At 60.6% G+C, this 26,744-nt stretch carries 26 protein-coding genes; 11 read left to right on the top strand and 15 right to left on the bottom strand.

Annotated features, from left to right (window positions below):
* Positions 1–50: 50 nt before the first annotated feature.
* The 8 genes from ACILSI_RS07865 to ACILSI_RS07830 form a co-directional block, all read right to left on the bottom strand.
* Entirely contained in the window at positions 51–653 is a 603-nt protein-coding gene (locus ACILSI_RS07865) for a nitroreductase family protein (protein ID WP_395721311.1), read from the bottom strand.
* Positions 650–1,549 carry a YceI family protein gene (locus ACILSI_RS07860; RefSeq protein WP_395721310.1) on the bottom strand — a complete coding sequence of 300 codons (900 nt, stop codon included), beginning with the start codon at positions 1,547–1,549 and terminating at the stop codon, positions 650–652. The genes ACILSI_RS07865 and ACILSI_RS07860 overlap by 4 nt, the downstream gene beginning before the upstream one ends.
* Positions 1,546–2,043 (bottom strand): VOC family protein, encoded by a 498-nt coding sequence (locus ACILSI_RS07855; protein WP_395721309.1) that lies wholly within the window; start codon positions 2,041–2,043, stop codon positions 1,546–1,548. Before ACILSI_RS07855 ends, ACILSI_RS07860 begins: the two co-directional genes overlap by 4 nt.
* 1 nt (position 2,044) lies before the next feature.
* A complete protein-coding gene (locus tag ACILSI_RS07850; protein ID WP_395721308.1) occupies positions 2,045–3,118 on the bottom strand; it encodes an alkene reductase in 1,074 nt (357 codons plus the stop codon).
* A gap of 48 nt (positions 3,119–3,166) precedes the next feature.
* Positions 3,167–3,544: a DoxX family membrane protein gene (locus ACILSI_RS07845; protein WP_395721307.1), complete on the bottom strand. Its 378-nt coding sequence runs from the start codon at positions 3,542–3,544 to the stop codon at positions 3,167–3,169.
* 37 nt (positions 3,545–3,581) lie between these two features.
* On the bottom strand, positions 3,582–4,283 hold the full coding sequence (locus tag ACILSI_RS07840) for a pirin family protein (protein WP_395721306.1): 702 nt from the start codon (positions 4,281–4,283) through the stop codon (positions 3,582–3,584).
* 80 nt (positions 4,284–4,363) lie between these two features.
* Positions 4,364–6,688 (bottom strand): PQQ-binding-like beta-propeller repeat protein, encoded by a 2,325-nt coding sequence (locus tag ACILSI_RS07835; RefSeq protein WP_395721305.1) that lies wholly within the window; start codon positions 6,686–6,688, stop codon positions 4,364–4,366.
* A 17-nt stretch (positions 6,689–6,705) separates the two neighbouring features.
* Positions 6,706–8,139 carry a DUF1501 domain-containing protein gene (locus ACILSI_RS07830; RefSeq protein ID WP_395721304.1) on the bottom strand — a complete coding sequence of 478 codons (1,434 nt, stop codon included), beginning with the start codon at positions 8,137–8,139 and terminating at the stop codon, positions 6,706–6,708.
* 87 nt (positions 8,140–8,226) lie between these two features.
* Between ACILSI_RS07830 and ACILSI_RS07825 the strand changes: the two genes are divergently transcribed.
* A complete protein-coding gene (locus tag ACILSI_RS07825) occupies positions 8,227–9,135 on the top strand; it encodes a LysR family transcriptional regulator (protein WP_395721303.1) in 909 nt (302 codons plus the stop codon).
* Positions 9,136–9,142: 7 nt separating this feature from the next.
* On the opposite strand, the gene ACILSI_RS07820 is transcribed toward ACILSI_RS07825, so the two are convergent.
* Both ACILSI_RS07820 and ACILSI_RS07815 read right to left on the bottom strand, forming a co-directional pair.
* Entirely contained in the window at positions 9,143–9,862 is a 720-nt protein-coding gene (locus tag ACILSI_RS07820) for an ABC transporter ATP-binding protein (RefSeq protein ID WP_395721302.1), read from the bottom strand.
* A 23-nt stretch (positions 9,863–9,885) separates the two neighbouring features.
* Entirely contained in the window at positions 9,886–10,662 is a 777-nt protein-coding gene (locus tag ACILSI_RS07815) for a hypothetical protein (protein WP_395721301.1), read from the bottom strand.
* A 10-nt stretch (positions 10,663–10,672) separates the two neighbouring features.
* On the opposite strand from ACILSI_RS07815, the gene ACILSI_RS07810 reads away from it, so the two are divergent.
* Positions 10,673–12,220 carry a sulfatase gene (locus ACILSI_RS07810; RefSeq protein WP_395721300.1) on the top strand — a complete coding sequence of 516 codons (1,548 nt, stop codon included), beginning with the start codon at positions 10,673–10,675 and terminating at the stop codon, positions 12,218–12,220.
* A 57-nt stretch (positions 12,221–12,277) separates the two neighbouring features.
* Here the strand turns inward: ACILSI_RS07810 and ACILSI_RS07805 are convergent, their stop codons facing one another.
* Complete coding sequence (locus ACILSI_RS07805) at positions 12,278–13,141, bottom strand: M48 family metallopeptidase (protein ID WP_395721299.1); 864 nt, start codon at positions 13,139–13,141, stop codon at positions 12,278–12,280.
* Between the two features lie 62 nt (positions 13,142–13,203).
* On the opposite strand from ACILSI_RS07805, the gene ACILSI_RS07800 reads away from it, so the two are divergent.
* Both ACILSI_RS07800 and clpB read left to right on the top strand, forming a co-directional pair.
* Positions 13,204–14,391, top strand: coding sequence for an AI-2E family transporter (locus tag ACILSI_RS07800; protein WP_395721298.1), 1,188 nt, complete (start codon positions 13,204–13,206; stop codon positions 14,389–14,391).
* A 172-nt stretch (positions 14,392–14,563) separates the two neighbouring features.
* Positions 14,564–17,149: an ATP-dependent chaperone ClpB gene (gene clpB, locus ACILSI_RS07795; protein WP_395721297.1), complete on the top strand. Its 2,586-nt coding sequence runs from the start codon at positions 14,564–14,566 to the stop codon at positions 17,147–17,149.
* A gap of 51 nt (positions 17,150–17,200) precedes the next feature.
* Here clpB and ACILSI_RS07790 read toward each other — a convergent pair whose 3' ends face one another.
* Together ACILSI_RS07790 and ACILSI_RS07785 are read right to left on the bottom strand one after the other, a co-directional pair.
* Positions 17,201–17,896 carry a hypothetical protein gene (locus ACILSI_RS07790; RefSeq protein WP_395721296.1) on the bottom strand — a complete coding sequence of 232 codons (696 nt, stop codon included), beginning with the start codon at positions 17,894–17,896 and terminating at the stop codon, positions 17,201–17,203.
* Between the two features lie 63 nt (positions 17,897–17,959).
* On the bottom strand, positions 17,960–18,205 hold the full coding sequence (locus ACILSI_RS07785) for a hypothetical protein (RefSeq protein ID WP_395721295.1): 246 nt from the start codon (positions 18,203–18,205) through the stop codon (positions 17,960–17,962).
* 237 nt (positions 18,206–18,442) lie between these two features.
* Here ACILSI_RS07785 and purM point away from each other — a divergent pair, with 237 nt between their 5' ends.
* A complete protein-coding gene (gene purM / locus ACILSI_RS07780) occupies positions 18,443–19,444 on the top strand; it encodes a phosphoribosylformylglycinamidine cyclo-ligase (RefSeq protein WP_395721294.1) in 1,002 nt (333 codons plus the stop codon).
* 47 nt (positions 19,445–19,491) lie between these two features.
* Here purM and ACILSI_RS07775 read toward each other — a convergent pair whose 3' ends face one another.
* The gene (locus ACILSI_RS07775; RefSeq protein ID WP_395721293.1) at positions 19,492–20,889 is read right to left on the bottom strand and encodes a phosphatase PAP2 family protein; all 1,398 of its coding nucleotides are present in this window, start codon (positions 20,887–20,889) and stop codon (positions 19,492–19,494) included.
* A gap of 127 nt (positions 20,890–21,016) precedes the next feature.
* Between ACILSI_RS07775 and ACILSI_RS07770 the strand changes: the two genes are divergently transcribed.
* From ACILSI_RS07770 to ACILSI_RS07745, 6 genes are read left to right on the top strand one after another with little or no spacing between them, the layout of a single operon-like run.
* Positions 21,017–21,712 carry an SGNH/GDSL hydrolase family protein gene (locus ACILSI_RS07770; RefSeq protein ID WP_395721292.1) on the top strand — a complete coding sequence of 232 codons (696 nt, stop codon included), beginning with the start codon at positions 21,017–21,019 and terminating at the stop codon, positions 21,710–21,712.
* Positions 21,713–21,761: 49 nt separating this feature from the next.
* A complete protein-coding gene (gene lysA / locus ACILSI_RS07765; RefSeq protein WP_395721291.1) occupies positions 21,762–23,054 on the top strand; it encodes a diaminopimelate decarboxylase in 1,293 nt (430 codons plus the stop codon).
* 35 nt (positions 23,055–23,089) lie between these two features.
* Positions 23,090–24,013, top strand: coding sequence for a methylenetetrahydrofolate reductase [NAD(P)H] (gene metF / locus ACILSI_RS07760; RefSeq protein WP_395721290.1), 924 nt, complete (start codon positions 23,090–23,092; stop codon positions 24,011–24,013).
* Positions 24,010–24,948, top strand: a complete 939-nt coding sequence (locus ACILSI_RS07755) for an ROK family protein (protein ID WP_395721289.1) — start codon at positions 24,010–24,012, stop codon at positions 24,946–24,948. The genes metF and ACILSI_RS07755 overlap by 4 nt, the downstream gene beginning before the upstream one ends.
* Positions 24,949–24,969: 21 nt before the next feature.
* Entirely contained in the window at positions 24,970–25,395 is a 426-nt protein-coding gene (locus ACILSI_RS07750) for a hypothetical protein (RefSeq protein WP_395721288.1), read from the top strand.
* A gap of 45 nt (positions 25,396–25,440) precedes the next feature.
* On the top strand, positions 25,441–25,734 hold the full coding sequence (locus ACILSI_RS07745; RefSeq protein ID WP_395721287.1) for a hypothetical protein: 294 nt from the start codon (positions 25,441–25,443) through the stop codon (positions 25,732–25,734).
* 628 nt (positions 25,735–26,362) lie between these two features.
* On the opposite strand, the gene ACILSI_RS07740 is transcribed toward ACILSI_RS07745, so the two are convergent.
* Entirely contained in the window at positions 26,363–26,575 is a 213-nt protein-coding gene (locus tag ACILSI_RS07740; RefSeq protein ID WP_395721286.1) for a hypothetical protein, read from the bottom strand.
* Between the last annotated feature and the right edge of the window lie 169 nt (positions 26,576–26,744).

Below are 26,744 nucleotides of genomic sequence, written 5' to 3'. Positions count from 1 at the left end.
CTCGCGACTCCGGCTTTTTCATTTCAAAGAGCAGGCCTGACACGAACCTCTCAAAATCCATCCCGGATCACCACTTCGTCATACGAAAGCTGCCCCGGCTTCGGCCAGGCGGGCTGGGTGCCTTTTCCGACGGCGATCATGAAGCTGATGACGTGGTCTTCAGGAAGTTTGATGATTTTGGCGACGGCGTCGAAGTCGAAGCCGTCCATGGGACAGGAGTCGTAGCCCATGGCCTTGGCGGCCAGCATGATCGTCATGCCTGCCATGCCACAGGAACGCATGCATTCGTCGCGCTGCACTTGATCTCGGCCTTCATAATACTGGCCGATGGCAGGAACGAGGAAGTCCTGCACCGGCTGCGGCGCGTTTTTCCAGTAACGCCCGGCGTCTTTCTTCCAGGAGTCTTTGTCAGCGCAAAGCACGATGAGCAGAGACGAGTCCGTGACCTGCGCCTGATCCCACGCGACCGCGCGGATCTGCTTCCGTACTTCGGGATCGATCACAGTGACAAAGCGCCAGTTTTGAATGTTGAAGGCCGTGGGAGCCTGCAACGCCGCCTCCATGAGCTGACGGATTTCCGCATCGGTCATGCGGTGGGCGGGATCGTAATGCTTGATGGCGCGTCGGGCGTGGATGGCTTCGAGGGTGTTCATAGAGAGGAGCGGACAGCGTGGAGTTTGATATGGAGGTGGATGTGGTCGTTGACGACGTGTTTGCCGAGGAAAGCAAAGAGTTTGCCGGAGCCGTAGTGGCTGCCGAACTGCGTGCGGTCGATCTCAAACTGCGCCTGGCCGGTGAGATGATCCGCATCTGCGGCTGCGATGACGGCGGGGAAGCTTAGAGGCTTCGTTACCCCGCGTAGCGTCATCGCGCCATGCAGTGTGTAGTTCGGCGTGCCGGGGGTGGAGGCGAGCAGCGGCTCCGCATGCTCGCAGACGAACTCGGCGGTTGGAAAACGATCCACTGCGAAGAAATCGTCGTCGCGCAGATGGCGGATGAGCAGCGCGTTGTAAGCCGTGTCCACGAGGTCTTCACAAACGATGCGGTTCATGTCGAGCGTGAAGCGGGCGGCTTTCAACGCGCCGTTTTGCACTTCAATATGGCCGCCGGCCAGTTTGATCGTGCCTTGATGATGATTGAAGAGATTGCGTCCTGTCCAGCGCACGACACTGGTTTCGACATCGACCTCGAAAATGCCATCGGGGTTGATTGAATCGCCCTGTAGGCCGGTTCCTTCGACGGCGAGGCCGTTTTGCAGCCACTCCGTCAATCCACCGCGAAAATCGCACACGTTGGTGTAACCCGCTTTCTCCAGCTTTCCCGCCGCCGTGCTCGAATCGAGCGAGGGAGCACCCGCGCCATACACGATGATCGACGCCGACTTGTCCGCCACGAGTTCGGCCACCTTCGAGAGGAAGACCATCTCATACGCGCAGGCGTTCACCGCACCGGGCAGATGCTGCTGCGCAAAGCGCTCCTCCGGCAGCACATGGATCAACGTGGCGCTGCCTGCGAGTGCCTTGAGTTCGGCAGCGGTGATCATTTTCATGATGAAGGTGAGGGTGGTTCGGCCAGCAGTGCGTCGAGATCAAGCGGGCCGGTGGTCATGGAGATTTCGCCTTTAGCATCGCGGGGCCAAACGGCAGGATCACGGTCGGTATAGAGCTCGATACCGTTGCCATCGGGATCTTGGAGGTAGATCGCCTCGCTGACGCCATGATCGGCGGCGCCATCGAGCGGTATCTTGTGCTCGATGAGGCGGCGCAGAGCATCGGCGAGCGATGCACGGTCGGGATAGAGGATGGCGACGTGATACAGGCCGGTGGTGCCGGGCGGCGGGGGCTTCCCACCACGGCTTTCCCAGGTGTTCAGGCCAATGTGGTGGTGATAACCGCCAGCGGACACAAAAGCGGCCTGCGGTCCGTAGCGCTGCGTGAGCTGAAAGCCGAGCACGCCGCAGTAAAAGGCCAGTGCCCGCTCCAGATCAGCCACCTTCAGATGAACGTGGCCGATGCGCACGCCGGGATGAATGGGAGCGCTCATCTCAAGCGGCGCTGAGCGCGGGATAGTCGGTGTAACCTTTGGGACCGGGTGAGTAGAACCTCGCGGCATCCGGCGCGTTGAGTTCGGCCTTGGCGGCGATGCGTGCGGGCAGATCAGGATTCGCGAGGAAGGGCACACCGAAGGCAACCGCATCGAGCTGACCGGAGGCGATTGCCTTATCGGCTTCGTCGGCGGTGTAGCCCATGTTTCCGACGAGCACGCCTTTGAATGCGGCTCGGGCAGGTGTCATGACATCGCCTTGTTGAGCCTGGGAGAAGTCGCTGCGCATGACGTGAAGGTAAGCAAGACCGCGAGCGTTGACCTGCTCGGCGATGTAGGTGGTCACGGCGACAGGATCACTGTCGATCATGCTGTTGTAGCTGTTCAGCGGCGAAATGCGCAGGCCGACGCGATCCGCGCCCCAGACGCTGATGACGGCATCGAGCACTTCGAGCATGAGACGAGCGCGGTTCTCGATGGAGCCGCCATAGGGGCCGGTGCGTTTGTTCGCACCATCGCGCAGGAATTCGTCGAGGAGATAGCCATTGGCACCGTGGACTTCGACGCCGTCGAATCCGGCGGCTTTGGCATTCTCGGCGGCTTTTTTGAAACCAGCGACAATGCCGGGAATCTCGTCGTCGCGCAGTTCACGCGGCGTGACATAGGGTTTTTTGCCTTCGGGCGTGTGAACCTCGTCACCCGTGATCGGAATGGCGCTCGGAGCGACGGGTTGGATGCCACCATTGAGCAGCGGATGACAGGCACGTCCGCCATGCCAGAGTTGCAGCACGATCTGGCCACCTTTGGCATGCACGGCATCAGTCACGGCCTTCCAACCTTGTGCTTGAGCCTCGGAGTAGATGCCAGGTTCCATCCAGAAAGAGGAGTTCCCCTCCATCACCATCGTAGCCTCGGCGATGATGAGTCCGGCGCTGGCACGCTGGGCATAATACTCCGCCATCAACGGCGTGGGATTGTGATCCGCGTCAGCACGGCAGCGCGTGAGCGGGGCCATGAGGATGCGATTCGGCAGCTTGAGAGCACCGGTTTGAAGAGGGTTGAAAAGAGAGAACATGATGAGAAGAGGATGAAAATGGAATCCAGGTCGAATGACAAAGCTGTTTCACTTGGCAGCAAAGATGGTGCCCACGAGGTCTTTACGGCTGAAAAGCGCCATCAGAGACAACACGCCGAGCACGACAGGCATTTCATAGCCGCCTTTAACGAGGAAGAAGTGATACATGGCAATGTTCACGACAACGGGACCGAGCAGGATGAGCGCCAGATTGGTGAAGCGCCCGCTGAGGAGCAGGACACCGCCAGTGACCTCAAGCATCTTCACCACGGTGAGGAAACCGCTGCCATAGATGGCGAACATGAAGTTTGAGGCAGGACCTTCCGGCGGCGGAGGAATCGGGATGAAGTGGAGCCACATGTTGGCACCGAAGACGGTGAAGATGAGGCCGAGAAGAAGGCGGGCGATGGTGGGGATGTGTTTCATAGTGTGAGTTTGCAGTTGTTGGCGGTGGTTGTGAAAATCAGGCAAGATCGAAGAGGAGGGCTTCGGTGTCTTCGCTGGCGGTGAGGGTGAGTGTGCCTGTGTCGTCGGTGCTGGCGGCGTCGCCGGGGTTCAGCGGGGTGCCATTCACACTGACGCTGCCTTTGATGAGTTGGAGCCAGGCACCGCGACCGGCGCGGACTTCATAAGTGGTGGATTTGCCTGCGCCAAGGCGCACGCGGTAGATGTCGGCGTCCTGGTGAATGGTGGCGCTGCCTTCGCGGCCATCGCTGGAGATGACGAGCACCTTTTCGGCGGTTTCATGCTCGGGTTTCGGATGCCATTCGGTGTAGCTGGGCTTCAGGCCGCTCTGGCGCGGACGAATCCAGATTTGCAGCAGGCTGCCGGGCTCGGTCTTTGATGGATTGAACTCGCTGTGCGTCACGCCGCTGCCAGCGCTCATGAGTTGTATCTGGCCGGGCTTGAGGACGCGCCCGTTGCCCATGCTGTCTTTGTGCTCCAGCGCCCCGTAAAGGATGTAGCTGAAGATTTCCATGTCGCGATGCGGATGCGTGGGGAAGCCAGCACCACCGGCGATGACGTCCTGATTGATGACACGCAGGCTGCGGAAGCCCATGTGCGCCGGATCGTAGTAGTCGGCAAAGCTGAAGGTGTGGTAGCTGTCGAGCCAGCCGTGATTGGCATGGCCGCGTTCGTTGGATTTGCGAAGTTTGAGTTTCATAACGGCGATGCATTCGCGCACCCGCCGTCATTTCTCCAATGCCGCTTGCTTCACAAGTTCATGCCGGATGGTAATCAAACTCACCTGCCGTCTTTGACCGCCTTCACCAGCGGACGATAGCCGTATTCGTTCAGCAGGGCGATGGCACCTCGGTCGCTGGAGTCCCGCGCCACGTCTGAATAGGAGTTGAGCGAGTTGTAAACGGACTCCATCGCGGCTTCGAGCGATTCGGAGCGGGTGGCGGGATCGTGGGACTTGTAGAGGGACTCGATGGCGGTGATGAAGTGGAAGGTGAACTCCAGCCGCTTCGCATTGTAGAGCGTGAAACTGCGCGAGCCTTCGCGGGCGCGGGTGTTGGCGCGATACATCTCGTTCATCGCGGTGGTATAGAGTGTTTTGACCTCGGTGAGCCAAGCGGGCGGCGCCCCCTTCGAGTTCAAATGACGCAGCAGCATGTCCTGTGCTGGCACACCTAGCTTGGAATCGTTTTGCGCGATGAGTTTCGCGGCCTTGTCGATGGCCAGGAAGCCCAGCCACATGCGCTCGGCCACGCCTTCGCCGCACATGGGCGTGACGAGGTCGCTGAGGGCTTTTTCGTCACGGAAGTCATTCTTCGGCAGCACCGAGGCTGCAACCGGCTCCGCTGTGATGATCTCAAAGCCGAGCTTCGCGGCCTTTTCGCGAAAACGGGCCGTGATGGCGGCCACGTCGGGATTCTCGAAGGTTTTCGCGCCTCGGAAGGCCTTGCGACCTCCGGTATCACCATCGACACGAATCGGCGTGAAGGATGCGACGGACTTCGGAATCGCAACAGTGGAGTAGCCGAGTTTTTTGAGTTGTTGGAGACGCATTTCAAGCTCTGCCTCGCTCCATGACTCCTGGCCCATCGCATTGCCGGTGTAGCCATTCCACACGCGGGAGCCGCTGACAGGCTGCGAGGTGAGTTCGATGGTGGCGGGCATCGCTGCGTTCTCCGCCAGCACGGCCTTCGAGCCGCCTGCGGCCACGCAGAAGAGGTTCTCGCGCGTGCGGACATAAAGCCGACCGTCAGCGATGCTCGGAGTGGCGATGATCTCCTCGCCGATGTCATTCTTGGCGAGCACCTTCAATTCCGGGCCGTCTTCGAGCACGACGACGAAGCCGTTCTTGCCCGCGATGAAGACCTTGCCATCCGCCGCAACGGGTGAGGCGAAGTAATCGCCAAAATTACCCAGGCGGCTGCGATCCCAGAGTGTTTTGCCATCCTTTGCATCGTAGCAGCTCGACATGCCGCCGCTTTTGACCAGATAGAGACGGTTGTTGAACAGGAGTGGCGAGGAAAGGTTCGAGGGCGTCTTAGGATCAAGGTTCCAGAGCACATGCGTCTTCGTCACATCGCCGTTGCCGCCGCCTTTGATGGCCTGGATGATGTTTCCGCCCGCAGCCATGTTGTCGGGGCTTTGGAAGGCGGTGTCGATCTCATCGGCATCAATGAGGCCGTTCTTGTTCTTGTCGGAAGCGTCGAATCGCTCATGGAATTCCTTCGGTGTCTCGTCACGGGCGAGGATCTTGTCCTGATTCGTGTCGAGCCATTCGAGCAGCGCGTGCTTCAGCGTGCGTGTGGCATCGCCATAGCTCTGCACGGCGATGTAGATGACACCGTCATGCACGACGGGCGAGGTCATGATGGTGCGCAGCAGCGTGTTGCAGGTCCACAGCTCCTTGCCGGTGGCAGGATCGTAGCCCTTCATCTTGCCACTACCGGCGACGACGAGGTCAGTGCGGCCATTCGCCTCGCACAACACCGGCAGCGCATAACCGGCGAGCATGTCTTTGCGCAGCGTCTTCCACTTTTCTTTGCCCGTCTTGGCATCGACAGCGACGAGGAAGGGCGCGAGGTCGTCATCCTGGCAGAAGATGACTAGGCCCTCATGCACGATGGGCGAAGCGGCCGCGCCCCAGTCCATCAAATAAGCCGGACGTGGCATCGCGTAGCGCCAGACCTCTTTTCCAGTCACGGAATCGAAAGCGAGAAGACCGATGGTGCTGAAATGCAGATACACACGCTCGCCATCCGTGGCGGGAGTGGAGGCCGCGTGGCTGTTCGGCGGCGTGATGCGCGGCAGCGTGCCGGTGTCGAACTCTGACTTCCATTTCGGCGCTCCGGTGGCCGCGTCAAAGGCATGCACCGCGACTTTCGCATCGCCCGCCATGCCGGTGGCGAAGACAACACCGTTTTTCACGATGGCGGAGCCGACTCCATCACCGAGCCTCGCTTTCCACGCGATGTTTTTGTCATCTGAGAATTCGAGCGGAATGTTTTTCGAGGCGGAGACGCCGCTGCCGTTGGAACCGCGAAACTGCGCCCAGTCCTCCGCGTGAATCGTGATGACGCAAAACGGGAGCGCGAGAATGAGGCGGTGCATAAAGTATGGATTGGCAATCAACCAAACAACTCAGTGAGCGGCTTGCCCTCATCGAGCAGATTGTATGTGCGGCCGAGCTTGTCTTTGGCTTCGAGGTTGTCGATGCCCATGGCGTAATAGACGGTTTTCGTGATGTCCTCGGGGTGGATCGGCCTGTCCTTCGGCAATTCGGCGCGTGCATCCGTTTCGCCGACGACCTGACCGCCTTTGATGCCCGCACCAGCCATCAGGACGCTCATGCAGGCGGTCCAATGATCGCGTCCCGCGCCGAGAGGGCCGCCGCTGCGGCGGTCGCCCACTTTTGGCATGCGACCCATCTCGCTGGTGACGAGCACAAGCGTTTCATCGAGCAATCCGCGCGATGAAAGGTCTTCGAGGAAGGCGGAGAAGCCGCGGTCGAACTGCGGCAGGAGGTTTTCGCGCAGGCAGTTGAAGTTGTTGCCATGCGTGTCCCAGCCACCGGCGCTTTTGCATTTCTTGTGCAGTCCTTCGTCCTCTTTCCAGAAGACGGTGATGAACGGCACGCCCGCCTCGACCATGCGGCGGGCCATGAGGAGGCTCATGCCGTTGATGTCCTGGCCGTAGCGCTCACGCAATGCGAGAGGCTCGCTTTGAATATCGAAGGCGTTCACGGTGCTGCTCGATGAAAGCAGGTCAAAGGCGCGCTCCTGCTGCTTCGCGTAGTTTTGGATCGCCATTTCGTGATCGAGCTCGCGGCGGGCGCTGTTCATCGCAGCGAGCAGACCTTTGCGGTCCAGCATGCGCTGTGCGGTCATGCCGCCGCCAAGAGAAATCGTCGGTGCGGCGAAGTTCAGCGGCTCGTCGAAGTTTCCATTCAGAAGAAACGGGTCGAACTCCATGCCGATGCGGCCTGCAAACTGACCGGGGCGCGTGAAAGGCAGCTTGCTGGGCTTGTGCGGCAGCGTGATGAGCGAGGGCAGCGACGGATGCTGCGGGCGCTTCATCGCCACGACGCTGCCCATGTAAGGCCAGTCTTCGGGATAGGGGCGGCGATCGTTGCCCTGCTGCTTGAAGGTGATGTCAGGCGCGTGGCCGGTGAGGTTGTAATAATAACCGGCGTGATGATCGCCCGTGGCCAGGCCGCCATCGGTGACGCCATGAACCATGGCAAAATGGTGCGCTTGTTTCGAGAGAAGCGGCAGGTGCTCGCAGAGGCGGATGTCATCGCCTGTGGTACGAATGGGTTTGAACTCACCGCGATACTCCAAAGGAGCCTCGGGCTTCATGTCCCACATGTCGATGTGGGACGCACCGCCGCACAAAAAGAACAGTACGGTCGATTTCGCTGGCTTGGCGAGCGTGGGAGCCGCGACCGCAGGTCCGGTGGAAGCGCGAACGCCACCTTTGAATCCGAGAGACGCCAAACCCATCGTCGAGGCCGTGAGAAAGGCCCGACGGTCCATGGAGGGACGAAACAGCGGTGATGGCATGACGGCAGCTTTGTACGTTCACAAACCCGCCGCCTTGCTCGCCGGCGGGAGATTTGCGCAATGAGCCGGTCTGTGGTCTGATCTGGCGTGGAATTTCACCAGCTTCGTTACTTCATCGCCGCCGCCGAAGATTTGAGCATTTCGGGCGCGGCGAAGCGTCTGCACGTCACGCAGCCGGCTTTGAGCCGTCAGATCGCCGTGCTGGAGGCAGAGCTGGGCGTGGCGTTGTTTGATCGCATCCGCAAACGCATCCATCTCACCGATGCAGGCCGCTTTTTCCTTCCAAAGGCGCGGCAAATCGTCTGCGACGCCGAAACGGGCGCGCAGCAGTTGCGCGAGCAATTTGGGAAAGCACGCCGCACGCTGCGCCTCGGCTTCCTCACTCCATTTCTCGATGATCTCGTCGCGCCCGCCGTGCGCGAGTTTCGCCAGCGCCATCCGAACGCACAGGTGAGCCTGTTTGAGCTGCCACCGCGCGCGCAGCTCGACCGCCTGCGCAATCACGAGCTCGACGCCGCCATCCTTGGCAACCTCGACGAACGTGACCGCGCCCATTTCGACATCCGTCGTCTTTCCCGCAACAAAATGGCCGCCGTGCTGCCCGAGGATCATGCGCTGGCAAAGAAGAAGTCGATCAAGCTGGCCGCGCTGAAGCACGAGCGCTGGGTTTCGCTCTCCGACGCCTTCTTTCCCGGCCGTCGTGAGTTCTTGCGCGGTATGTGCCAGGCCGCCGGGTTCGAGCCGAACATTGTCAGCGAGGTTGATTCGCTCTCCATGATGCTGGGGGCCGTCACCTCAGGCGAAGGCGTCGCCGTGATACCCGCTCACGCCGGCAAATTGCCGCATGGTGGCTGCGTCATCATCCCGCTCGCCGGACCCGTGCCCACGGCGGAGCTGCTGCTCGTGCTGCCCAAACAAGAGCCCAGTCGCGAACTCAAAACGCTGACGACTTTGATCGCCGAACTGGCCGCCCAGCTCGCGCAGGAGCGGCCTTGAGGAATTTTCACTCCACCATGCTGAGGAAGATGTCCTCCAGCCTTTGACCGCGCTGCTCGTGCTCGCGGCGCAGTTCTTCGAGCGTGCCGAGGGCGATGAGTTTGCCGTGATGGATGATTCCGATGCGGTCGGCGAGTTCTTCGGCGATGTTGAGCAGGTGCGTGCTCATGAGCACCGTCGTGCCGCGCTGGCTGCGTTCTTTGATCTCGCGCTTCACGGTGCGAGCGTGGATGGGGTCCAGGCCGACCATCGGCTCGTCGATGACGAAAACCTTGGGATCATGCAGCAACGCGCTGGCAATCGCGAGGCGCTGGCGCGTGCCGTGGCTGAGATTCTCGATGCGCTGCCGCGTGTGTTCATGCAGGGCGAACTGGGTGAACAGCGCGTTCGTCTGCGCGGCGGCGTGATCGCGGTCCATCTCAAACAAATCGGCGATGAACTCCATGAACTCGACTGGCATGAGCTTTTCATAAAACACCGCCACGTCCGGCACATAACCGAGCAGCGCCTTGGCCAGCAGCGGCTCCTGCTGGATGTCGTGTCCGCAGAGGCGGACGCGGCCCGCGTCGGGCTTCATCAGCCCTGTGAGCAGCTTCATGGCGGTCGTTTTGCCCGCGCCGTTCGGTCCGAGGAAGGCAAACAGCTCGCCAGGTTGGATCGTGAGGTTCAGACCATCGAGCGCCCGCAGGTCGCCGTAGTTCATGGTGAGGTTTTCGATCTCGATCATGGGTGAAACAGATTCAAATAGCGCTAGCCCTCCTGCAAACCGTGGATGGTTGGCTCCAGCAAGGCGTAGCCGTCAGGTAGGTCAATGCGGGCCAGCTCTCCGGCCTCGGTGAAGATCATTTGGATCTCATGCGGGCCGAACAACGGCAGCGTGAGCACGAAGCACTTCCGCTCGCGTCCGGCGAGTTGCATCAGTCCCTCACGCGCCCGCAACTGCGTGGCCTCGGGCTCCGCGCCCGCCTTTGGCATGCCGCCGCCGATCATGGAGAGCATGGCCAACGCCCCGTCCTTGCCGGAGCCGAGGAGCATCTTCATATCCTGCGAATTCATGACCACACGGTCCCCGTGCTTCACGAGCACCTCGGGCGTGGCGTGCTCCTCGTTCCAAATCATTTTCAGGCTGGCCTCGCGGGCGGGGAACTGGGCCTCCAGCTTCAAGTACTGCCAGCGCTCGGCATCCGCCAGGATGCAGGCCACGCTCCAACTCGCCTCAATGCTGCGACCGCCTTGTTCACCCGTCGGCTCCACCACGCCACGCGCCAACATGTCATACACAGTCTGATGGTTCGGCTTGATGCGGCGGCTGATCTGAAAGCTGGCGTGGCCGATGCGCTCGCGGTGATGATGCAGATGCAGCGTGCTGCCAAAGACCTCCGACTGCCGCAGAAACAAGTCGATCACCAGGCGCGGCGGCACGGCGGCGAAGCGGGATGCTTCCGGGAAATACACGTCACGCACCAGCAGCCCGGACATCACCGCCCAGAAAAGCACCGCCAAAACTGCCGCCACACGCCAGATCATTGCATGATTTGTGTCAGGAAACGCCTGCCGTGGCAAGCACGGCGGCATTTCGGCGCAAAACTTTCTCGCCAGCCCGTCCTCGCTTTGCCACGATGCGCTTATGCGTCTGCTGCTTGCCCTGATTTTCTCCGCTTTGACCGTTTCCGCCGCCGAACCGCGTCTGCCCAATGTCGTCATCATTCTCGCCGACGATCTCGGTTACGCCGACCTCGGCTGCTTTGGCGCGGAAAAGATCAAAACGCCGAACATCGACCGCATGGCGGTGGAGGGGATGAAGTTCACTAGCTTTTATGTGGCGCAGGCCGTGTGCAGCGCGTCACGCGCGGCGCTGCTGACCGGCAGCTATGCGAACCGCGTCGGCATGCAGGGCGCTTTGAACCATACGAGCAAGGAGGGCATTCATCCTGACGAACTGCTGCTACCGGAACTGTGTAAGACGGTCGGCTACGCCACGGGCGCTTTTGGCAAATGGCATCTGGGCACTTACCCGATGTTCAATCCGCTGCGGCATGGCTTTGATGAGTTCCTTGGCATCCCGTATTCGAACGACAACACCAAGTTCCACCCCTCGCTCGCGAAGGAGATGCCTCCCCTGCCCTTTTACGACGGTTTGAAGGTGATCGAGACCGATCCTGATCAAAGCCAGTTCACGCGGCGCTTCACCGAGCGGGCGACGAGCTTCATCGAGCGAAACAAAGGCCGACCGTTTTTCCTCTACCTGCCGCACGTGATGCCGCATGTGCCGATCTTTGCCTCCGACGCGTTTCGCGGCAAATCCGCTGCCGGGTTGTATGGCGATGTCGTGGAGGAACTCGACTGGTCCGTGGGACAGATTCTCGATGCGATCAAGCGCTGCGGCATCGAGCGCGACACGCTTGTGGTCTTCTTCTCCGACAACGGCCCCTTCCTCAGCTACGGCAATCACGCGGGTAGCGCGAAACCGCTGCGCGAAGGCAAGCTGACGACCTTTGAAGGCGGTGTGCGCGTGCCCTTCATCGCCCGCTGGCCGGAACGTGTGCCTGCGGGTCAGGTTTGCGATGAGCCGGTGATGGAAATCGACCTGCTGCCGACGATTGCCACCTTGAATGGCGCGAAGCTGCCGGAAAAGAAGATCGATGGTCACAGCATGCTAGACCTGCTCGAAGGCAAAACTGGCGCGAAGTCGCCACATGAAGCGCTGATTTTTTATGGTGGCAGTGAGCTGCAGGCCGTGCGCAGCGGCGAATGGAAGCTGCACTTTCCGCATCCTTACATCACCGTGGACGGTGAGCCGGGCCGTGATGGCAAACCGGCGCGGTTTGGACAAATGAAGCCGAAAGCGATCACGCAAAGCGGCATTGAAGGCATCGCGTCGCGGCATGGCTATCGCGTGGAGAAGACGGGGCTGGCGCTGTTCAATCTGAAGGATGATCCGGGTGAGACGCGCGATGTGGCGAAGGAGCACCCGGAGGTCGTGGAGCGACTGCAAAAGCTGACTGAGCCGATGCGGAAAGAACTGGGAGATGCTTTGACCAAGGTCAAAGGCACCGAGAACCGGCCGCTGGGGATGTCGCCCTAGGAGAGGGATCATTCTGATCCCTCAGCAAACGGGGGATCAGGATGATCCCCCTCCTTTTCAGCGCCCACCACGCTCGCGGGCGATCACCTCGCGGATCTTTTCGATGCGGTTGTCGGGACTCGGGTGCGAACTCATGAAGTCGGAGCCGCTGGAGCCACCGCTGGCCTCGGCGAGGATTTCCATCACACCGACGAGCGCCTCGGGATTGTAGCCGGCCTGAATCATGAAGCGCACACCGAGGGCGTCGGATTCGAGCTCGTCTTCGCGACTGAACTTCATCACTTTGTATTGCGCGACCATGTTGGCGATGTGGGCACCGGTGTTGTTGCTGCCATCCGAGAGCAGAACGCCCAAACCCTGCGCCAAGCCGCTCCACAAGCGCGAATTGGCCATCTGCTCGTTGGAATGGCGGCCCACGACGTGCCCCATCTCATGACCGAGCACACCGGCGAGCTGGTCTTCTGACTTGAAGCGGCGAAACAAAGCCTCGGTGATGAAAATCTGGCCGCCGGGCAGCGCGAAGGCGTTCACGGTCCGCGCATCGGACAACAAATGAAATTTGAACTGATACGGCGTCTGCCGCGCTGCCGTGGAGGCGAGCAAACGCTCACCCACTTTCTCCACCAGCGCACGACCGGCAGAATCGCGGGAAAGGCCGCCCATCTCACGAATCATCTCCGGCGCGGACTGCAAGCCGAGCGCGATCTCCTCCTGGGGAGTGGCCAGCGCAAGTGTCTGCGTGCGGCCGGTGAACTCATTTTGATACTCCGTGGTGCCCATCCAGTGATAAACCAAGGTGCCGCCGATGATGAGCAGCGCCATGATCACACGCGGGTTGAGAGCACAGCCGCGGCGGCCGCGCGAGTCGCCATACATGAGGGCTTGCCCGGCACAAAGAAGACGTTGGAGAGTGGGGATCATGGATGGTCTTATACTTCATGGAAAAATCTTGAGCCAGCGTCCATTTTGCGGCATTGCAGACCATGTCGATGTTTCAGGAGCATGATCAAACGGTGGACTGGGGCCGCAAAGGCTCGCAGGCGGTGGTCACGCTCGCCTGCCTTTTCGTCGTGCTCACAGGCATGAAAATCGCCGCCGGGGTGCTGGTGCCGGTGGTGTATGCGTTTTTCCTCGCGGTGCTCAGTTATCCGCTGGTGAGCTGGATGCGGCGGCACCGCGTTCCCGCCGGTCTGGCGCTGGGCATCACGATGCTCATGAATCTGGGCGTGCTGGCCGGATTGATCACTGTGGGCGTGCGGCTGCTGATCAGCTTCTGGGCTGATCTGCCACGTTACCTGCGTGGTCTCGAAAAATACTCCAACGATGCCGGAGTTTGGTTGGAAATGAAAGGTGTCACAGGCGCCAAAGCCACTATGAGCGGCGTGTTCGACTGGAACACGCTCATCGGCTACGCGACCCAGCAGGACGTGATGAGCAACCTCGGCGGACTGGTGGGCAGCACCTTCGGCACGCTGGCAACGTTGTTCGGCAGCCTGGTGATGGTGCTGATTTTGATGCTCTTCATCCTGCTGGAGGCACACGGCACGCAGAGCCGGCTCCAGGCCGTGAATCTTTCCGGCGGGCCGGACTTCAGCGGGCTGATGCGCAGCGCGAGCGACATTCAGAAGTACCTCGGCGTCAAAACACTCATCAGTGCGCTGACCGGGCTTCTGGCCGGCTTCTGGTGCTGGTTTTTCGACCTGCATTACCCGCTGCTCTGGGCGCTGCTGGCCTTCCTCTTCAATTTTATCCCGGCGGTGGGGTCGGCTGCGGCTTGCATTCCAGCGGTGGTGGAGGCGCTCGTGCAACACGGCCCGGGAACGGCCATCTTCGTCGCCATCGGCTATGGTGGCATCAATTTCTGCCTCGATACCTTTGTGCAGCCCACGATGCTTGGAAATCGCTTCGGCATCTCGCCGCTCGTGGTCATTCTCTCCGTCATCTTCTGGGGCTGGCTGTGGGGGCCGCTGGGCATGTTTCTGGCCGTGCCGCTCACGATGGTGCTCAAGGTGCTGCTCGACAACAGCGCCGAGTTCCAATGGATCTCCGTCGCCATGGCGAAGAAAAAAATCCGTCATGGTGAGGTCGAGGTGGCTGGCTATGACCTGCATCTCAACGATGATGAAACCATCGGCAGCGGAGCCAGCACGGAGATTCCAGGGCGGGAGTGACGCAACTGCCCAAAGCGGCAGCACATCTGTGCCATCACGCCACTTCACCTCGTGGCTTGGAAAGGCCTCCAAAGACGCCCCAGCCTAGACAAATCAAGCGTAGCGGCCCATGGCAGGCCTGTGGCATGGTTCTAGCAAAAGAAGCTACGAACAACCAACCCAACCACCAGCCATGTCCCCCGAAAAATTCACCGTCAAACTTCAGGAAGCCTTCAATGCCTCGCAATCCATCGCCACGAGGCATGGGCATCAGGAATTGAAGCCCTCGCATCTTCTCCTCGCCCTGCTTGAGCAGGAAGGCGGCATCGCCACGCCGCTTTTCGAAAAGGCGGCTGTGAATCCAGCCGCAGCCCAAGGCCTCAAGGCAGGAGTGGAAGCTGTGCTCGCTAAACAACCCAAGGTCACCGGCGGCACCAGCGGACTGCACCTCTCCAATGAACTGCGGGAACTCATGACGAAGGCCGAGGACGAGCAGAAGAAGCTCAAGGACGACTATCTGAGCGTCGAGCACATCATCCTGGCGCTCTTTAAAACAAAGACGGAACTCTCCGACGTGCTGAAGCAGGCCGGACTGACCTACGACACCGTTTCGAAGGCACTCACTGCGGTGCGTGGCAGCCAGCGCGTGGTCGATCAGGACCCCGAGGGCAAATATCAGACGCTCGAGAAATACGGCACCGACCTCACCGCTCGCGCGAAGGCCGGCAAGATCGATCCTGTCATCGGTCGCGATGAGGAAATCCGCCGCGTGATGCAGGTGCTGAGCCGCCGCACGAAGAACAATCCCGTGCTCATCGGTGAACCCGGCGTCGGCAAGACCGCCATCGCCGAAGGTCTCGCACGACGCATCGTCGCGGGTGACGTGCCGGATTCGCTCAAAGGCAAAAAGCTCATCAGCATGGACCTCGGCGGTATGATGGCAGGCGCGAAGTTCCGTGGCGAGTTCGAGGAGCGCCTGAAGGCCTTCTTGAAGGAGGTCACGTCGAGCGAGGGCGAGATCATTCTCTTCATCGACGAACTCCACACCATCGTCGGCGCGGGCAAAGGCGAGGGTGCGATGGATGCAGGCAATCTTTTGAAGCCGCAGCTCGCCCGTGGCGAACTGCGCTGCATCGGCGCGACCACGCTGGATGAGTACCGCAAGCACATCGAGAAGGACCCCGCGCTGGAGCGTCGCTTTCAGCCAGTGAAAGTTGGCGAGCCGACCGTGGAGGACACCATCGCCATCCTGCGCGGCCTCAAAGAACGCTACGAGGTGCACCACGGCGTGCGCATTCAAGACAACGCCATCATTGCCGCCGCCACGCTGAGCAATCGCTACATCACCGACCGCTTCCTGCCGGACAAGGCCATCGACCTTGTCGATGAAGCCGCCAGCCGCATCAAGATCGAACTCGATTCCATGCCCACGGAAATCGACGTCATCGAGCGCGACATCATGCAGCTCGAAATGGAGCGTCAGGCCCTCAAGAAGGAAAAAGACGCCGCCTCGAAGGCCCGCCTCGAAAAACTCGAGCGCGAAATCGCCGATCAAAAGGAGAAATCCTCCGCGCTGAAGGCCCAGTGGATGAAGGAAAAGGAATCCGTCGATGCCGGCCGCAAGGTGAAGGAAGAAATCGACCGCCTGCGCACCGAACTCGAACAAGCCCAGCGCCGCGGCGACTTCGGCCGCGCCGGTGAGATTCAGTACGGCCTTATCCCCGATCTGGAGAAGAAGCTCCAATCCGCTCCAACTGAGAACCGCGAACCGAGAACCGCGAACACGCTTCTGCGTGAAGAAGTCACCGAGGAAGACATCGCCCGCGTCGTGGCGAACTGGACCGGCATTCCCGTCTCACGCCTGCAAGAAGGCGAACGCTCGAAACTCGTGAAGATGGAGGAACGCCTCAGCGCCCGCGTCATCGGGCAAAAGGACGCCATCGTCGCCGTCAGCAATGCCGTGCGTCGTGCGCGTGCGGGCATTCAGGATGAAAACCGCCCGATTGGGAGCTTCCTTTTCCTCGGCCCCACCGGCGTCGGCAAGACAGAGCTGTGCAAAGCCCTCGCCGAGTTCCTCTTCGACGACGACAGCGCCATGACGCGCATCGACATGAGCGAATACATGGAGAAGCACAGCGTCAGCCGCCTCATCGGAGCGCCTCCAGGCTATGTCGGTTATGAAGAAGGTGGTCAGCTCAGCGAGGCCGTGCGCCGTCGGCCTTACAGCGTCGTCTTGTTCGACGAGGTCGAAAAAGCGCACCCGGATGTCTTCAACACGCTGCTCCAGGTGCTCGATGATGGCCGCATCACCGACGGCCAGGGCCGCACGGTCGATTTCAAGAACACGGTCCTCATCATGACCAGCAACATCGGCAGCAGCGCCATCCAGGATGTCAGCAATCCTGAGCAACGCGATGCACTGGTGCGCGACAGCCTGAAGCAATTCTTCCGCCCCGAGTTCCTTAACCGCATCGACGAGATCGTCATCTTTGATCGGCTCGACGCCGCGCAGCTCGACCAGATCGTCAAGATCCAGCTCCAGCGCGTCATCGACCGCCTCGCTAAGCAGAACATCCACCTCACCGTCACCGACGACACCACCCGCTACCTCGCCGACGCCGGCTTCGATCCCGTCTTCGGCGCGAGACCCCTCAAACGCGCCATCCAGAAGCACCTCCTCGATCCGCTGAGCTTGGCGGTCCTCGAAGGCGGCTTCAAAGACGGCGACCACATCACGGCGGTGATGAAGGGCGGGAAACCGGTGTTTGAGAAGAAGTAATGGCGTGCGGAATTTATTCCGCAGCACTCCGCCAACATCTCAAGCTCCTGCCTACTGCTTTACGATAAAAGCAAACTCAGCCCTGCGACCATAACTACTGAATCCGGCCAGCGCGATCGCCCTTGCGTCTTCAAGGTTAGCGCCTGGAGGAATCGGGAAGGGCAGCTTTTTTCTTCCGAGATGGGTGAGGATGAGAAAGCGAAGGTGAGCCCTGGCAAAGTCAGCGTCACCATGCACAACCTCTCGATTTGAATGGAGCGTCGAGATGACAACCTCGGTGTCCGTGTATTTCAACTCGGCGACATGAAGCAATAGCCCCGTCCAACTGCGACGGACATAGAGTCGTGAGTCGTAGGCGAAGAAATCCCACTTATCTTCCATCTCTGGGGCAGAGAACAGAACGCCATCCTCACGCTTGCCATTGTAAGGAAATCTCAGATCGCATGGCACAATGAAATCGTCGTTGGGTAAAGAGCCAATAAGCGAACGGCCATCATCAGTGCGCAATTGATTGAAGGATGCGGCTATGGCGCGATCTGAGGTCATCGCCGTGAATCCAAGCGCAACCGCCCGGCAATCCAGCACCTTCTGAGGAAACGGGTTGTCCTGATTCCCGGCTTGAAGCCAAACTACTTTCTGTCCCCAATCGTCTTTACTCGCATCTTGCTTGGCGGCCGATGAGTTAGCGTTGCCTTCGTCTCGGCAACCAGAGAAGAGGCAGGCAAGTGCTGTTAGAAGTTTACGCATTGTAGTTTGCTCATTCGATCAAGGTTTGGTTTCGAAAAGTGAGAAAGGGCGGCTTGCCCACGCCTACCTCCAGCGTTTCAGAAAATCCCAAATGCGGATGATCACGTAAATCCCGCCGTAGAACACCACGCCCATCACGATGAACGCGATGACGGTCTCGCCGAAAGTCCCGCCTCCCGACCCACCGGGCGGGGGATACGGATACGCCGGTCCTGATCCAGAGGGTCGTGAAGGCGGCACCACCTGGGCTTGAGCAAGGCTGTTTAACAGAAGCAGTCCGGTCGTGAGGCATGGGAAGGTTTTCATCATGGGGCACCTGGTGTTTCCATCGCGAGCTTAAGAATCGCTCAGGATCGGCCCTGAGTCCCGCTGATTTTTTTGGAGTTAGGCGGGCTTTCCCAGCATGACGGAAGACAGGCCGTTCTGAGCTATTTGGCCGGAGGCTTTGTGCGAGGTGGGGGGACAGGCTGCCTCACGTCCCGTCGGAATGAGTTTCCGTTTGAGCCGCCCGTGCTTTCGGGCTAGTCAGCGGGCCACCTTTTCCCCATGAGCAGCTCCTCCGCACACACTTACAAAGAAGCCGGCGTCGATATTCACGAAGCAGCGTCGCTGGTCGATGACATCGGCGTGCTGGTGAAGCGCACGCAGCAGAAGCGGAAGCTGGCGAACCCCTTTGGCCTGTTCGCCGCCGCCTACGACCTCAGCGGTTACAAGCATCCCATGATCCTCACCGGTTGCGACGGCGTGGGCACGAAGATCGAACTGCTGCTGAAGCACGACCAACTGGAAGCCGCCGGCAAAGACCTCGTGGCGATGAACGTGAACGACGTGCTCACCACGGGGGCCGATCCGATCATGTTCCTCGACTACGTGGGCATCCCGAAGATCGACAAGCGGCAGATCACCCGCATCATCGCCGGCATGACGGAATACCTGGAGGCCTGCAACTGCATCCTCGCCGGTGGTGAGACGGCGGAGATGCCCGGCATGGTGCCCGAGGGCATGGTGGAGCTCAGCGGCTTCGCCATCGGCGCCTGCGAAAAGGAAGACATGCTCGATCCCGGCACCATCGCCGCAGGCGATGTGCTCATCGGCTGGCCCAGCGCGGGTTTCCACGCCAATGGATTCAGCCTCGTGCGCCGCATCATCGAGAAGGAGAATCTCCAGTTCAGCGACGATGAAATGCGCACGCTGCTGCTGCCGACGCTGCTTTATCATGAGGAGACGAAGGCGCTCAAAGCTGCTGGCGTCCGCCCGCGTGCCATGGCGCACATCACCGGCGGTGGTCTGCCTGAAAATCTGGGCCGCATCTTCCTGAAGCGCGGTCTCGGCTGCAGTCTGCGCATTCCGTTCTGGCAAAATGACGTCGTGCAGAAGGTGCTGCGTCACGCAGACCCGAAGGACGCCTTCGACACCTTCAATATGGGCCTCGGCTGGGTCGCCATCGTTGCCCCTGGTGATGTGGACAAGGCGCTGGCCTGCGGCGAGAACGCGAAGGTTATCGGCACGATGGACACGAGCGCTCAGGTGAGCGTGGAGGTCGTCTGAGGCCCTCTTTCCTTCAGGCGGGGGATCAGGATGATCCCCTTCCTGGCTCAACGTCGTCGGCGCAGAAGACTGACCAAGCCAACGGTGAGAATCAGCAAGGCGCTGCCGGGTTCCGGTACGGGGAGCAGCAGAGTGTTGAAGGTGTTGTCAGCCACGGCTGCGCCGAGCGCGGCACCGTCGGTGTTGTCCCAAGAATAGTGGATGCCGCCGTAGATGCGGCTCATGCCGGCCTCTGCGGCTGCCTGGCTGAAACTGGTGAAATCGCGAGTATAGCCCAGCGGGAGGAAGGGGGACTCGGAGTCGGTGGTGAAGGCGATGTTGTCCGTGCCAAAGAATTCTGCGAGGATCGTGGCGGCGGCCATGCTGAAGGCACTATGGCCGCTGGTGTAGGCAGGGAAAGAGGGGGTGGGGATTAGTGGTGACCAGGTGGCATTTTCGAGGGTGTCGGCATTGCCGTCCGTGCTGGCGGTGTTGATAGCCTGCATGGGCCGCCACAGGTCATAAGCGCGCTTGGCGTCCCAGGTGGCGATGCCGGTGTCGGCCTCAGCGAGGTTCAGCAGGGCAAAAAGCCGAGCATTATCTTCCACCGAAAGGTTCATGCTGGCAGAGACGGTCTGGGCGATGCGGTTCCAATGCCCCGGTGGCGAGGCCGTGCCGGGGCCATCCACCCAAAAATAGGCGATGGTGGTCTGGTCTGCGGTGCGGGTGGAGCCTGTGGCAGCGCCGAGGTTTTTCACCTCGTTGAAGCCGTCGGTGTAGGTCTGGCTAGCCACAAAAGCGGGCATTTGATTGGCCTGAAAGCCAGCGAGGGTAGCAGGCCGGAACTGGTCGCCACTGCTCATGGTAAAAGGCGTCACAAATCCCCACTCGGACTTCAAAAAAGTGCCGCTGGAGGCACCCCAGGCACCGGCGGTGTTCCCCGGTTGCCAGGCTCCTGGCGTGCCGAAGGTCTGTGGCGTGTAGGTCGAGGCGGCATTCCACCCATCTCCGGCACGGGCCGTGATCATGGCCTGAGCCGCTGCCAAACCGACCTCCATGCCGCGTGTTTTGGCCTCACCATCGGCGATGCTGCTCATCTGTGAGTTGTAGAGGCTGGTGAAGCTGGAGGCGTAGGAGTTGCTGCCGCCGTACATGTCGTTGTAATTCGAAATGAGCACGTTGTAGGCAGCGGTGGCCGCCGCCGCTGTCACGTCAATACCGACCCCTGCAGTCGTCGGATCATAATAACCTAGGTAAGAGCTGCGCGTGCGGCTGATGGAATTCACGGCGTCATACATGGCCCCGCCCATCATGCCCATGGTGCGCGAATTCGTCGGTGGCGTCGCCGAAGTGGTTTCCGCCTTGAAGGTTTGCCGCATCAGGGCGTTCCAGTCCGTGATCACATCCGCCCTGGCCATGCCAGCGCAGGCAAGGAGCAGTGAGAGGGACAGACGGAGGGTTTTCATGGAGGCATCCCAGATGAAAATTACTTAACAGAGCCTTATTTTATGGAAATTCGACCCCCAAGCAAGCCTTGTTTTAAAATTTCCATAATTTGAAAGGTCGGGCTGATTGGGACTGTGAAAGAGGGCCATGCACCGCCACTCCCCTACCCTCGCCCTCGTTTTTCTGCTCTCCGGCCTTCTTACGGCCTCCGCCCAACAGCCTGCCGCCCCGGCCAAAGCCAAAAGCGCTCCCAGCCCGGCCATGGCCCCGGTTCAAGATGTCGCAGGTCTGCCGCGAGTGCTCCTCATCGGCGATTCCATCTCCATCGGCTACACCCAGCCGACGCGGAAGCTGCTGGAGGGCAAGGCCAACGTCCACCGCATCCCCGCCAACGGTGGACCGACGAAGAACGGCATCGCGAACATCAAGAAGTGGCTCGGCACCGGCAAATGGGACGTGATCCACTTCAACTGGGGCATCCACGACCTCAAGTTCATGCCCGATGGCAAGCGTCAGGTCGAAGCCGCCGACTACGAGGCCAATCTGCGCAGCCTCGTCGCCACGCTGAAGGCCACCGGTGCCAAGCTCGTCTGGGCCAGCACCACGCCTATCCCCGAAGGTGAGCTCAATCCTCAACGCAAGTTCGGCCAGGTGCCCGAATACAACGCCATCGCCGCCAAGGTGATGACTGAAAACGGCGTGACCATCAACGATCTCAATGCCTGGATGGCACCCCGCTTCGAGGAGCTTCACAAGCAGAAGGATCTGCACTACACCGACGCTGGCAGCGAGCATCTGGCGAAAAAGGTCGCCGAGGCGATCACGCAGGCGCTGGCAAAGTAGCCGCGCCGGTTGCGCGGGCGTGAATCCCGCTTATCTACGCGGCCCGCTTATGCACAGCTTCCGTTACCACCAGGGCGAATTATTCGCTGAAAATGTCCCGCTTCAGTCCCTCGCCGAGAAACACGGCACGCCGCTCTATGTTTACTCGAAGAGCACGATCTCCGGGCACTTCACCCGCCTCGACGCAGCGCTGAGCGGGCTGGACCACCTCATCTGCTACGCGGTGAAGGCGAACTCAAACCTCGCCGTGCTCAGCACCATCGCCAAGCTCGGCGGCGGCTTCGACATCGTCTCTGCGGGTGAATTGTACCGCGTCATCAAGGCCGGTGGCGATCCCGGAAAATGCACTTTCGCCGGCGTCGGCAAGACCCGCGATGAGATCGAATACGCCCTCAAGCAGGGCATTTACTGCTTCAACGCCGAGTCCGAGGCCGAGCTGCATTACATCAACAAAGTCGCCGGTGAACTCGGCCTCACAGCCCCCGTGGCCGTGCGTGTGAATCCTAATGTCGATGCGAAGACGCACGCCAAGATCACCACCGGCAAGAGCGAGAACAAGTTCGGCATCGATTTCGACCAGATTCTCGATGTGTACGCCCGCGTGGCGGCTGATTGCCCGAATCTCTTCATCAAGGGCCTGCAAATGCACATCGGCTCCCAGCTGACCAACGTGGACCCGTTCCTTGAGGCGGTGCAAAAGGTCATCCCGCTCGTGACGCAGGTCAAAAAGAGCTACGGCATCGAGTTCTTCAGCATCGGCGGCGGCATCGGCATCAATTACAAACAGAGCCTCGACTCCGGTGACTCCGCGTGGTGGCAGGAGAATGCCGAAACGCACCCGCTGACTGTTCAAGCCTACGCCGACGCCGTGGTGCCGCATCTGGCACCGCTCGGCCTCCGCATTCTTTGCGAACCCGGACGTTTCATGGTCGGAAACGCCGGTGTGCTGCTCACCAAGGTGCTCTATGAGAAGCGCGGCTCCGCCAAGATCTTCAAGATCGTCGATGCCGGCATGAACGACCTCATCCGCCCGACGCTTTACGAAGGCTGGCATCAGATCGTGCCGCTCAAGCAGCCCGCGAACGACAAGATCGAGAAAGTCGATGTCGTCGGCCCCATCTGCGAATCCGGCGACTTCCTGGCGCAGAACCGCGAACTCCCGCTCGTCAACGAAGGCGACTACCTCGCCGTGCTCAGCGCCGGTGCGTATGGCTTCACCATGGCGTCGAACTACAACACGCGCCCCATGCCCGCCGAAATCCTCGTCGAGGGTGACAAGGCCACCGTCGTGCGCGAGCGCCAGACTCTTGATGACGTGCTCAAAGGCGAGCACATCGCCTGATTTCACTGCGAACCGAGAACCGCGAACTTTCTTCCATGCACATCGCCGACATCCTCCAAGCCCAGCGCCCCACTCTTTCCTTCGAGTTCTTCCCGCCGAAGACCGCCGAAGCCTTTGAGGCGCTGTATCAGACCATCGGCGAGCTTGAGGCCTTCAAGCCCTCGTTTGTCAGTGTCACCTACGGCGCGGGCGGCTCCACGCGTGAGCTCACGCATGATCTCGTCGTCCGCATCAAGACCACCACCTCCCTCGATCCCATCCCGCACCTCACCTGCGTCTGCCACAGCGAGGCTGACATCGCCTCCATCCTGGAGCGTTATGCGAAGGCCGGTGTGAGCAACATCCTCGCCCTCGGCGGCGATCCGCCCAAGAACCTCGCCAATTATGACCGCGCGAAGGACGCCTTCCAGCACGCCGCTGATCTCGTGGCCTTCATCAAGAAGTTCAACGACAGCGGCGCGCATCCTGACAAGCGCGGCTTCGGCATCGGCGTGGCCGGTTTCCCCGAGGGCCATCCCACCACGCCGAACCGTGTTTTGGAAATGGATCACCTCAAGGCCAAGGTCGATGCCGGCGCGGACTACATCTGCACGCAGTTGTTCTTCGACAACCACGACTTCTTCGACTTCCGCGAGCGCTGCCAGCTCGCCGGCATCAAGATCCCGATCATCGCCGGCATCATGCCCATCACCAGCGCCTCCGGCATGCGCCGCATGGCCGAGCTGGCCGCCGGTGCGCGTTACCCCGCCAAGCTGCTGCGCGCCATCCAGCGCTGTGGGAATGACGAGGATGCCGTGCAGAAGGTTGGCATCCATTACGCCACCGAGCAGTGCCACAACCTGCTCGACCACGGCGTGGACGGCATCCACTTCTACACGCTGAACAAATCCCACGCCACGCGTGAGATCTACGCCAGCCTCGGCATTCGTGACTCCGCCGCCGTGCGTCCGCACTCATGAGCGAGGAACTGCCGCTCATCGCCGCCATCGAGGCCGGTGGCACGAAATTCGTCTGCGCCGTCGGCACCGGGCCTCATGATCTGCGGGAGGTCACGCGCATTCCCACCACCACGCCAGAGGAGACCCTCGCCGGCGTCACGCGCTTCCTTTCTTCCGCCAAATCGAAGCACGGCCCCTTCGCCGCGATCGGCATTGGCTCCTTCGGCCCCATCGATCTCGACAAAGACAGCGAAACCTACGGCTTCATCACCACCACGCCGAAACCCGGCTGGCAGTTCACCAATATCGTGCCGAAGCTGCATGACCGCTACCACGTCCCCGTCGCCTGGGACACCGATGTGAACGCTGCCGTGCTCGGCGAGTTCCTCTGGGGCGCGGGTCAGAACACCGATCCGCTCATCTACATCACTGTCGGCACGGGCGTCGGTGGCGGAGTGCTCATCAACGGCCAGCTCCTGCACGGTCTGCTCCATCCCGAAATCGGCCACCTCCTGGTGCCGCCGCCGCAGAACTCATCGGCCATCCAGCAGGCCTGCCACTGCCCGTTTCACAAGAGCTGCGTCGAAGGCTACGTCAGCGGCACCGCCCTCGCCTCCCGCTGGGGCGTCAAAGCCGATGCCCTGCCGCCCAATCATCCCGCCTGGGAGGAGGTCGCCGATGTCATGGCGCACGCGCTCATGAATCTCACCCTCAGCCTGTGTCCGAAGCGCATCATCCTTGGCGGCGGAGTCATGAGCCAGGAACACATCCTGCCCCTCATCCGCGGCCAGCTTCACAAGCTCAACAACGGCTACCTCCGCGTCCCCGAACTCGGCCGCAACCTCGACGACTTCATCGTCAGCCCGGGTTTGGGCGCACGTTCCGGTTTGCTGGGGGCCCTGGCGCTCGGGAAATATGAGCTGGACCGGCATTTGAAGCAGAGCACGGAAGTTTAACCTCAGAATCCGTCGTCAATCATGAGCAACCGCCTGGCCGCCATTGGACTTGTGATCGCGCTCATCGCCGTAAGCCTGGCAGCGTTTCGGAACAATTACATCCACCCGGCCCCGCCGCCAGAACCGCCCAAGCCGACCTTGAGGGAAGTCGCGGGTGAGGCGGCCAAAAAACTTCTGGAAGAGAAAATCCTGCGCAAGCAACCGACGGCTCCAGCCCCCGTCAACAAAGACTCAAGCCGTCTTCCCCTGCATCCGTATCAGATGGTGTACACGGCGCTGGGTTTGCTGGGATTCACCCTCGGCGTCCTATCCTGGTGCCGCAAAGATCATATCCGGCTGGCCGGAGCCGCCGCCGCAATCGGCCTGATGGCCGTTTGCTGGGAATGGGTGCTCATCGGCGTCTGCATCGCCATCGTGATTCTGATTTTGGCAAACCTATCAGCATAAGGGAGGAAACAGGGCCAACGCCGCCTCATCAAGCCGATCACTTTCATGAGACTGAAACAGACCTACTGGAACTCCTTCTTGTTGGGACTCGCTGGCTTGGGTGCCGGGTGGCAGCTCTTGAACAATCTTAGCCTCGGTCTCATTCTGGCCGCCTCCTTTGCCAGCACTTACTTGATCGTTGCCTTGGTCTATTGGAAGAAACGCTGCCTGGCGATCACAGGCACCACCCGTCTGAAGGAACTGGAGTGGTTCTACTCTCTGGCCCTGGAATACCAATTCATGTCCCTCGACAAGCTGCTCGAGGCTTACTTGGAGGAGAAGAGCAAACATAGACGTTGAGGCCGCTCCACGCCTTCGTCCAAAACGCCCGCGTCTTTGGTGATTCAGTGTCCTCGCCGATCTCCTTCCACACAAACGTGGCGTATGGCTCGGGAAACATCCATCGAACCGGCCCTGCCAAGGCTCCATTGATCTACGGCAGCTCCGTCAACGTCCACGCGCTGAGAGCGCAACACTCCTCAGCCCAGGATGAAATCCTGGGACCAACACGGTTCAAACATCCCGAACACGATTAGCGCTGAAAGCGCGGCACTCGACTCACGGTGCGGTCCATCACCATACGCCTGCACAGAGTCGAGTCTCGCCCTTGCAGGGCTGACAGCATCTTCAACACACCGCGCGGCTCGCAAACCCAGGGCTGCGCCCGTGGGCTGAGGAATATCGCGCCTTTGGCGCTTTCATGACCACGTCTTCCAAGATTCGATCTCCTTCCACATTCAAGCCGGAGCGCTGATATTCCATCGGCCTGAGCCGGTCAATAAGGGAGCACTGAACAAATCAAAAAGAGGATCAAATTCTCCTCTTACTCCTGCTCCTATTCTTCCTCCCCCAAGGCAAGAGGAGGAGGATTGAAGTGTGCGTCGATTATATCAGCATCTCCGTAGGATGTGCCTTCGCGTTGTTCAGCTCATGCGCTGTCGCCGCCGGTGACGTTTGGAAACCGACGCTCCGCGCATTGATGCAGATGACGCACGTCAATGTCACGCGGCAGCGCCTTCGCCTTGAGGGCGGCCTTGGCGATCGCGGCGTTCTCCGCCTCACGCAGATCATGACCCTCGACGGAGCAATGCATCAGGAAGCGTCCCGTGATGAGATGGTGGATGCAGGCTTGGTAGCTCATGAGGGTGTCGGCTTGAGGTGGAAACGCGGTGATCGAAGCCGAGGGCTAGGCGGTGTCTTTGCAAATCAAGCGAGGTGAGTTCTATCCAGGAGGGCGGCGAAAGTGATGAACCCCGCAAAGGATGAGGCGGTTTTGTCGGCACGCAAAGCGAGGCGTTTGTGTGCCTTCA

The organism is Prosthecobacter sp. (assembly GCF_044232965.1).
Lineage (GTDB): Bacteria > Verrucomicrobiota > Verrucomicrobiia > Verrucomicrobiales > Verrucomicrobiaceae > Prosthecobacter.
The sequence above is the reverse complement of the archived record's forward strand: the minus strand, read 5'-3'. Positions and strand labels throughout refer to the sequence as shown.